The sequence below is a fragment of the Streptomyces sp. NPDC054956 genome, from assembly GCF_053609185.1.
The window spans coordinates 1-8,917 of sequence record NZ_JBSGXB010000306.1; the positions used below are offsets into that span (position 1 = coordinate 1).

7 protein-coding genes are annotated in these 8,917 nt (G+C 72.9%); 3 read left to right on the forward strand and 4 right to left on the reverse strand.

What is annotated here, in order from left to right; translation table 11 throughout:
* Window positions 1-162 precede the first annotated feature (162 nt).
* Window positions 163-363: a hypothetical protein gene (locus ACWGDE_RS32135; RefSeq protein WP_453392562.1), complete on the reverse strand. Its 201-nt coding sequence runs from the start codon at window positions 361-363 to the stop codon at window positions 163-165.
* Between the two features lie 162 nt (window positions 364-525).
* The gene (locus ACWGDE_RS32140; RefSeq protein ID WP_453392563.1) at window positions 526-3,675 is read right to left on the reverse strand and encodes a BTAD domain-containing putative transcriptional regulator; all 3,150 of its coding nucleotides are present in this window, start codon (window positions 3,673-3,675) and stop codon (window positions 526-528) included.
* Window positions 3,676-3,827: 152 nt separating this feature from the next.
* On the opposite strand from ACWGDE_RS32140, the gene ACWGDE_RS32145 reads away from it, so the two are divergent.
* On the forward strand, window positions 3,828-5,048 hold the full coding sequence (locus tag ACWGDE_RS32145) for an amidohydrolase family protein (RefSeq protein WP_453392564.1): 1,221 nt from the start codon (window positions 3,828-3,830) through the stop codon (window positions 5,046-5,048).
* A 102-nt stretch (window positions 5,049-5,150) separates the two neighbouring features.
* Here the strand turns inward: ACWGDE_RS32145 and ACWGDE_RS32150 are convergent, their stop codons facing one another.
* Entirely contained in the window at window positions 5,151-6,239 is a 1,089-nt protein-coding gene (locus ACWGDE_RS32150) for an alpha/beta fold hydrolase (RefSeq protein WP_453392565.1), read from the reverse strand.
* Between the two features lie 302 nt (window positions 6,240-6,541).
* Here ACWGDE_RS32150 and ACWGDE_RS32155 point away from each other — a divergent pair, with 302 nt between their 5' ends.
* Window positions 6,542-7,429 carry a trypsin-like serine peptidase gene (locus ACWGDE_RS32155; RefSeq protein WP_453392566.1) on the forward strand — a complete coding sequence of 296 codons (888 nt, stop codon included), beginning with the start codon at window positions 6,542-6,544 and terminating at the stop codon, window positions 7,427-7,429.
* 130 nt (window positions 7,430-7,559) lie between these two features.
* Window positions 7,560-8,024 carry a DUF6086 family protein gene (locus tag ACWGDE_RS32160; RefSeq protein ID WP_453392567.1) on the forward strand — a complete coding sequence of 155 codons (465 nt, stop codon included), beginning with the start codon at window positions 7,560-7,562 and terminating at the stop codon, window positions 8,022-8,024.
* A 9-nt stretch (window positions 8,025-8,033) separates the two neighbouring features.
* Here ACWGDE_RS32160 and ACWGDE_RS32165 read toward each other — a convergent pair whose 3' ends face one another.
* Window positions 8,034-8,477, reverse strand: a complete 444-nt coding sequence (locus tag ACWGDE_RS32165; RefSeq protein WP_453392568.1) for an NUDIX hydrolase — start codon at window positions 8,475-8,477, stop codon at window positions 8,034-8,036.
* Between the last annotated feature and the right edge of the window lie 440 nt (window positions 8,478-8,917).

Sequence of the window (8,917 nt, forward strand, 5' to 3'; positions counted from 1 at the left end):
GTGGTCCCCCTCCTGGCCACCGCGGCCGCCGTTCCCCCGTGCACCCGTTGGTCCCCCCAGACCCCCGGTCCCTCCCCCGTGGTACGCACTGCGCTACGGCCCGGGTCCCCCGTTTCCCCCGTGTTCCCGGGCCGTACGCGTCAGTGAGGACTACGCCCCCACCTACAGGCCGCCACCGGCCGCGTGGTTGTCCATCGTGACGATGTCCTCGCCGGCGGCGTGGTTGTCGAGCGGCTTGTCGAGCGGCTTGATCTCCACACCCGCCGCGTGGTTGTCCAGCGGCTTGATGTCGACATCCGCGGCGTGGTTGTCGAGCGGTCTGATGTCACCGTCGGTCGGCAGGACGTTCTCGTTCGTCGTCATCGGATCTCCTGATGGGTGGGTCGGTCCCGTTCGGCGATTCCCCCGCGGATCGCCGAACGGGTGGTCCTCAGCCGACCCGGGTGCCCCCCGACACGTCGAGTCGATGAACACCATCTTGTCGGGTAGCGATAAACGAACGATGAACGCCTCGTTCAGCGCGCCTCAGGCCGCGATCTCCGCCGCCAGCAGGGCCTGCACCTCGGTCAGTTCCGGCGCCTTGAGCTGCGTGAACACCGTCTCCGCGTCCCGCCAGCACACCCGCGCCCGGTCCCGCTGCCCCAGCTGCCGCAGCGCCCGGCCCAGCACGGTCAGCGTCCTGGCACGGCTCCACTCGCCGCCGATCCCCCGCAGGGCGATGGCCTGTTCGGCGTGGGAGGCGGCCAGCGTGGGCCGCCGCGCGGCCAGGTGGACCTTCGCGAGCCGGTAGTGCGTCACGCCCTCCCACAAGGGCTGCCGGTTCTCGTGGAACAGCGTGAGCGCCTCGCTGAGCTGCGACTGCGCCTCGGAGAGCCGCTCGGCCTGGGTGAGGGCGATGCCCAGCGCGTACCGGCCGTTGGCCAGGCGCAGGGTGAGCCCCATCCGGTCGTAGATGGCGATGCCCTGCTGGGCCAGCTCGATGGCGCTGGTGAGCCGGGCCTGCTCCACGTGGATACGGGAGAGGTTGCACAGGGCGCTCGCCTCGCCGACGTAGTTCGCGTCGGCCCGGAAATTGGCGATGGCCTCCAGCAGGTGCCGCTCGCCGTCCTCGTAGCGCCCCTCGTAGAGGGCGATGATGCCCCGGTCGTTGGGCGCCCAGCAGCTGGGCAGCGGATCCCCGGCGGAGCGCGCGAGGAGCGTGGCCCGGCGGGCCTCGTCGTCGGCCTCCGCGAAGCGGCCCGCGACCAGGTGGGTGTTGGTGAGGGTGGTACGGGCCCGGCCCTCGGCGTACGGGTCCTTCGCGGCCTCGGCGGCGTCGCGCAGCGCGGTCGCGGCCGACTCGTACTGCTTGGAGTTGGCGCCCGACTCGGCGAGGTCCTTGGCCGCCCACAGCAGGTCCACGGCCCGGCGCAGCAGGTCCGGCCGCCCGCTCGTGCGTACGGCGGCCTGCCGGACGCACGCGAGCAGCGGATCGGCCTCCGCGTACAGCCAGTCCTGCGCGGAACGCGGCTCGGTGAAGACCAGCCCGGGGTGGCGGGTGGCCGACAGGTGCGCGACGAGCCGGTCGCCGGGCCGCTCCAGGCCGTACACGCAGGCGGCCGTGGCCAGGTAGAAGTCGAGCAGCCGGTCGAGGGCGGCGTCGCGTTCGCTGGGCGGCTGCTCGTCGCGCTCGGCGCACGCACGCGCGTAGAGGCGTACGAGATCGTGGAAGCGGTAGCGGCCGGGCGCAGCGGATTCGAGGAGGGAGCAGTCGACTAAAGCCTCGAGGAGGTCCTCCGTGTCGTGCTCCGGGTGGTCGAGCACGGCGGCCGCGGCGGCGAGCGAGATGTCCGGCCCGTCGGGGAGACCCAGGAGCCGGAAGGCGCGCTGCTGCGCGGGTTCGAGCTGGCCGTAGCCGAGCTCGAAGGTGGCCTTGACGGCGAGGTCGCCGGCCTGGAGCTCGTCCAGGCGGCGGCGCTCGTCGGCGAGCTTCGCGGCGAGGACGGAGACGGTCCAGGTGCGGCGGGCGGCGAGCCGGGAGGCGGCGATGCGGATGGCGAGCGGCAGGAAGCCACAGGCGCCGACCACGTCGAGGGCGGCCTGGCGCTCGGCGCCGACCCGCTCCGATCCGACGATCCGGGTGAACAGCTGGAGGGCTTCCTCGGGGCTCATCACGTCGAGGTCGACGAGGTGCGCCCCGGAGAGGCCGGCCATCCGGACCCGGCTGGTGACGAGCGCGGCGCAGCCGGCGGTGCCCGGCAGGAGCGGGCGGACCTGGGCGGCGTCGCGGGCGTTGTCCAGGAGGACCAGGACGCGGCGGCCGTCGAGGGTCGAGCGGTAGAGCGCGGCCCGTTCGGCGGGGGAGTCGGGGATCGAGGCGTCGGGCGTGCCCAGGGCGCGCAGGAAGGAGCCGAGGACGGCCTCGGGCTCGGCGGGGCGGGCCTCGGTGCCCTGGAGGTCCACGTAGAGCTGCCCGTCGGGGAAGTGCGGGCGGGCGGCGTGCGCGACGTGCACGGCGAGGGTGGTCTTCCCGACGCCGCCGATGCCGGCGAGCGCCGAGACGGCCATGACCTGGCCCTCGGCCCCGGCGAGGATCTCGCCGAGCTCGCCGACGAAGCTGGCGCGGCCCGTGAAGTCGGAGACGGTGGCGGGCAATTGGGCGGGCCTCACGAGTACGGGCGCGGCCGCCGGTGCCGGGTCCTCGGCACGGGCGAGTTCGGCGTCGGCGCGCAGGATGCGCTGCTGGAGCTCGGACAGTTCGGGGCGCGGGTCGACGCCGAGTTCGTCGGCGAGGAGCCGGCGGGTGTCGGCGTAGACGGCGAGGGCCTCGGCCTGGCGGCCGCTGCGGTAGAGGGCGAGCATCAGCAGCTCGCGCAGCCGCTCCCGCAGCGGGTGGGCGGCGGTCAGGGCGGTGAGCTCGGAGACGGCCTCGGCGTGGTGGCCGAGCTCCAGGTCCAGATCGAGCCGGGTCTCCAGCAGCTGCAGGCGCCACTCGGCGAGCCGGGTGCGCTCGGTGTCGGCGTGCGGTCCGGGTACGCCGGCCAGCGGTTCGCCGTCCCACACGTTCAGGGCGCGGGCCAGCAGCGTACGGGCGAGGGCGCGGTCGCCCTTCTCGGTGCGCGCGGTCTCGGCGTCGGCGGCCAGGGTGCGGGCGATGCCGAGGTCGAGGGCCTCGGGGTGCGGCAGGCGGATCGCGTAGCCGCCGGCGTCGCTGACGAGGAGCCCGGGGTCGAGGATCTTGCGCAGGCGGGAGGCGTACGTACGGATGGTCGCGAGGGCCTGCTGCGGCGGGTCCTCGCCCCAGATGGAGTCGATGAGCTCGGGCGCGGTGGCGGTGCGGCCGTCGCGGAGCAGGAGCACGGCGAGCAGGGCACGCTGCTGCGGGGTCCCGGAGGGCAGCGCATCGGCGCCGCGCCAGGCACGGATGGGACCGAGGACGGCGAAGCGGTTGCCGCCGGGGGCGGGTTCGGGGGCCGCGGTGTCGGGGGCCGCGCTGTCGCTCCCGGACTCGTTCCCGGACTCGCTCCCGGTGTGGGCCGCGGCGTCGGCTGCGGTATCGGTCCCGGCCTGGGTCCCGGCTCCGACGCGGGTCCCGGCTCCGGCCTCCGCGGTGGCGGCTTCGAGTCCGGTCCCCGCGGCAGCGTTACCGGCCTCGGGGTGGTTCCGCTGGTGCGGGATGGCCGGTGTGCCGTCCATCTGGTGTCCCCCCTGCCTTCCTAGGTGTAAGGGCCAGTCTGCCCTGTGTTGCGCGTACACGTCAGCCCGTGGCGGACCCAGTCCTACCGGATCCAGAACCCCGCCCCTCCCAACTAGCTGACGGTTCGTCAGATTGACGCTACCGTGAGGACATGGAGACCTTCCCGAAGATCATCTCGGTGGACGACCACACGGTTGAGCCCCCCCACGTCTGGCGGGACCGGCTCCCGTCCAAGTACCACGACGTCGGCCCCCGCGTCGTCCGCGCCCCCTTGAAGGAAATGACCTTCCTCGGCGGCAAGTTCGCCCCCGTCATGGGCGCCAAGGGCGACGACGGACCGATAGGCGACTGGTGGGTGTACGAGGACCTGCACCGACCCCTCACCCGCCTCGACACGGCCGTCGGCTACGACCGCGACGAGATCAAGCTCGAAGTCATCACGTACGAGCAGATGCGCCCGGGCTCCTTCTCGGTTCCCGAGCGCCTCGCCGACATGGACGTCAACCACGTCCAGTCCGCCCTCTGCTTCCCGACCTTCCCCCGCTTCTGCGGCCAGACCTTCACCGAGGCCAAGGACCGCGAGCTCGGTCTCCTCGGCGTGCGCGCGTACAACGACTGGATGGTGGAGGAGTGGTGCGGCCCCGACGCCGCCGGCCGCCTCATCCCGCTCACCCTCATCCCGCTCTGGGACGCCCGCCTGGCCGCCGCCGAGGTCCGCCGCAACGCGGCGCGCGGGGTCCGCGCCGTCGCCTTCTCGGAGATCCCGCCCCACCTCGGGCTCCCCTCCATCCACACGGACGAGTGGGACCCCTTCCTGGAGGCGTGCAACGAGACCGGCACGGTCATCGCCATGCACATCGGCTCCTCCTCGCGCATGCCCTCCACCTCGGCGGACGCCCCGCCGGCCGTCGGCTCCACCATCACCTTCGCCAACTGCTGCTTCTCGATGGTCGACTGGCTGATGAGCGGCAAGTTCGAACGCTTCCCGAACCTCAAGATCATGTACGCGGAGGGCCAGATCGGCTGGATCCCGTACATCCTGGAACGCGCGAACGTGGTCTGGGAGGAGAACCGCGGCTGGGGCGGGGTCGCCGAGAAGGTGCTGCGCCCGCCGTCCGAACTCTTCGCGGAGCACGTCTTCGGCTGCTTCTTCGACGACGCCTTCGGCCTGAAGAACCTGGACTCGATCGGCGTCGCGAACGTCCTCTACGAGACCGACTACCCGCACTCGGACTCCACTTGGCCCAAGTCCCGCGAGGTCGGCGAGGCCCAGATGGGCCACCTCGCCCCGGACGTCGTGGACCGCATCGTCCGCGGCAACGCGATCGACCTCCTGGGCCTCACCCCGGAAGGCCTCTGGCCGGGCGCGTAACCCGGAACACCCCCACCCGCTCACGCGGCAGCCCCGACCGGAATCGATCCGGCCGGGGCTGCGGTGCGCGGGCTCGCGCGACGGGGTGGCACGGCGGGGCGGTCAGGAGGCCGGGGCCGGGTTCGTCGTGATGGCCGGGGCGACGTGCGTCAGGAGGAGCTCCAGGAAACGCTCCGGGCGGCGGAACGATGCGAAGTGGCTGCACTCCTCGATCACCGCGAAGTGCTTGACCGGCGCCTCCACCTCATCGACGAAGGCCTTCGCGGCCGCCGTCGGGGTGAGCACGTCGTGCTCGCCCTGGAAGACGAAGAACGGGATCTCGAAGCGCGTCCCGTCGGCCCGGTCGTCGAACCCGGCCGTCCCCTCGGTGATCCGCTCCGAGAAGGACTGCCCCCTGAAGTAGTCCCGCAGATCGCGCAGCGAGTGCAGCGGCGACAGCCACATCGACCCGAGGACCACCTTCTTGATGGTGTCGAGCGTCAGCGGGTCGCTCTGCGCGGACAGCTTCGCGTACGTCGCCTGCTGGCGGGCCGTCCATGCGTACGGGTCCGGGCCGATCGCCTCGACCTGTGCGAGCTGCCTGCGCTTGCCCGCGGCGCGCAGCCGCTCCAGCAGCGCCTCGTACGCGGAGGTGTCGCGGCCGCCGGTGTGGATGTTCTGGTCGGTGCCGACGTACGCGGAGTAGAGCTCGGGATGGTTGCGCGCCAGCCGCAGCCCGAAAGCACTGCCGTAGGAGCTGGCCAGGAGCACCACCCGGTCGGCGCCCAGCAGGCGCTGGGCGTACCGGGTGACCTCCAGGGCGTCCTCGTAGACCCGCGCGAAGGTGGCCTCGCCCTGGCCCTCCGGACCGCCCCGGCCGAAGGTCTTGCCCGCGCCGCGCATGTCCCAGCGGACGATCGTGAAGTGCCGCTCCCAGCAGCGCGTGCGGGACGTGTAGACGGAGTTGGCGGCGCCGGGGCCGCCGTGGATCTCGACGAGCACGGGATTGGACCGGTCCTCGCCGCGCACCGAGATCCACTGGTCGATGCCGCCGATGCGGACGAAGCCCCGCTCGTCGATGCCGTTCGGGGACTCGATCCGCAGGGCCGCGGCGGCCTGCGTGCGGCGCAGCGCCCGGTGGGCGAAGAGGCCGGCGACGGGAGTGGCGAGAGCGGCGGCGGCGAGGCCGGTGGCGGTGAGTGCGACGATCACTGTGTCCTCCGTAAACTGTTTCCAGTGGATACGGATGAGTGTGGAGGGGGCGGGCGCTGCTGTCAACCGGTGGGGCGGGGCGGGTTGAGGACCTTGACGGGGCCTCATCTGGCGCGCGGGCAGGTGTGCGGGGTGAGGTGATGGCCGGGGTGATGGCCGGGGTGATGGCCGGGGTGATGGCTGGGGAGGTGGCTGAAGCGCTGGCCGGTATCCCGGTGGCACCTGGGCCGGGATGCCCCTTGCGGTGGCCGCCGTGGGCAAGGCATGCTTCGCCACAGCAAAGTGGGGGAGGAGTGTCTGTGGTGGACAAGCGGACTGTGGTGACCGCGGTGTTGTGTGCTCTGGCGGCACTGGGTGCGTCCGCCGCCATGACGAAGGTGGTGCCGCCCGCGGACGGCAAGGCCCCCGTGCATGCGAAGGCGACGTCCCCGACGACGTCCTCCACCGCCCGCCCGTCGCAGTCGCAATCGCCGAAACAGCCTCAGATGTCCACCGGCGCGACCCCCAGGCCGTCGGCCTCCGCACCCAAGCCGGGCGGGGTCACGGCCATCTCCGGAGCGCTGTTCGAGGGCGATGTGACCGGTGATCACTTCTGTACGGCGACCGTCGTGCACAGCCCCGGGCGGAACCTGATCGTCACCGCGGGCCACTGCCTGCTCGAGGGCCCGGCCGGCGAAGGCGGGGCGATCTTCGCACCCGCGTACGCGGACGGGAACGCCCCCTTCGGCACCTGGAAGATCGCGGAGGTCTTCGAGGACCCCCACTGGGCCGAAGGTACGGACGACAACTACGACCTCGCGTTCGCCCGCCTCGCCCCCGACGCCTCGGGCCGCAACATCGAGGACGTCACCGGCGCCGCCGTCCTGGACACCACGGGCCGCACGGGCGAGGAAGTCACCGTGACCGGCTACCCGGCCGACCGCAAGGTCGCGCGCACCTGCACGTCGCGAGCGGTCCGGACCACCGCCACGGAACAGCGCTTCGACTGCGCGGACTTCCCCGGCGGCACGAGCGGCAGCGCGTGGATCGCCGGCGACGGCAAGATCATCGGCATCCTGACGGGCGGCGACACGGACGACGTCTCGACGAGCACGATCCTCTCCGGCTACGCGGCGGCACTGTACGCGCGGGCGACGGGCGCGGCGGACGCCACGAAGGGGGCGGGCACGGTGGGCGGGGACGTCCAGTGAGCCCGACACCAACGGGGCCGGCGCCCACGGGCCCGGCATCAACGGGCCCGGCGCCCACGGGCCTGGCGTCCACGGGCCTGGCGTCCACGGGCCTGGCACCAACGGGCCTGGCGCCGGTGAGGCGGCACCCGTGAGCCAGCACTACGACGTCGGCGACGAGACCGTCTGGAACCCTTCGAACGGCGCCGCCCGGCTCTTCCACCGCCAAGTGGCCCTCTTCGAAGCCGACCTCGACCTCCCGTCGGGCATCGGCCCGCTGGAGAACGACGAGTGCCAGATCGACCCGGCCGTCCTCGGCCCCTTCACCGAAGCCCTGCTCGCCCGTTACGGGGGCACGGGCCACGCGATCGTCCAGGCCCTCTCGGACGGCTTCATCGCCACCGTGCTCGTACTGGCGGAGCGAACGGGCGCGCGGGTGCACTGGCCGCTGCCGCTGCCGCTGACCGGATCGCTGGAGGGGCGCCGGGACGTTCAGGTCCCCCTGACCGGCCCCTCCGTCGGACCGTCCGGACCCGCTCCCGGCTCGTACGAGGCTTCGCGCGCGGCCGAGCTGCGCGCCGCCGCGCGGGAGCTGTCCGGGCGGATGCCCCGCTGATCCGGAGGATCAGGCGAGCAGACCCAGGTGCACGGGCTCGGCGGGTGCTTCGTCGAGCAACTCGGCGAGCCTCGGGGGCCACAGGGGTTCGCCGAGGGTGGCGAGGTTCTGCGGGGACAGCCAGCGCCAGTGGGCGTCGGGGGACTCCGGAACGGGGTCGCGGTGGGGGCCGGTGGTGACGTAGATGTGCTCGTGCTGGCGCACGGGGACGCCCTGGTGCGTGAAGTCGTGCTCCCAGGTGCAGAGCAACCGCTGCGGCTCCAGGTCAGTCCACCCGGTCTCTTCGCGCAGCTCCCGCCGCACGCACTCCTCGGGCGTCTCCCCGGGATCGATCCCCCCGCCCGGCGGCAACCAGTGGATGCCGACTTCCACGTTGTTCTCCCGGAAGAGGAAGACGGCCCCGTCGGGATTGAGGACCACAATTCGCGCTGCCTGCCGTGAAGTTCGCATCATCCCAGCGTACGACGGGTGCTGCGGGGGCGGGAGTGGGCTGCGGAGGCGGGCTGGGGCGGGGGCGGGCGGGGGCGGGCGGGGCGCTGGGCTGGTGGCGCCCCGAGTCGGGGTGGCTTTGACGGCGGGGAGGGGGTGCTGGGTTGGCGGGACTTGCGGCCGCGGTGGCTGCGACGGTTGTCGGGGGCGCTGAGTTGGCGGAACCTGCGGCTTCGGTGGCTGCGGCGGTGGGGCGGGGGCGCCGGGTTGGCGGGGCCTGTGTGCGAGCCGACTTCGACAGTTACCGGGGGGCGTCCCGGGCGTCCAGTGTCCTTCCGCGCCGGGCCGGCCTGTCAAGGGCGCTCCCTGCGGTCGCGTCGCTTCGCGATGGCCTTCGGCCACCCTTGACAGGCCGTCCCGTCCCGGAAAAACACAAGACTCCCGGGATCCCCCCGGGGGATGGC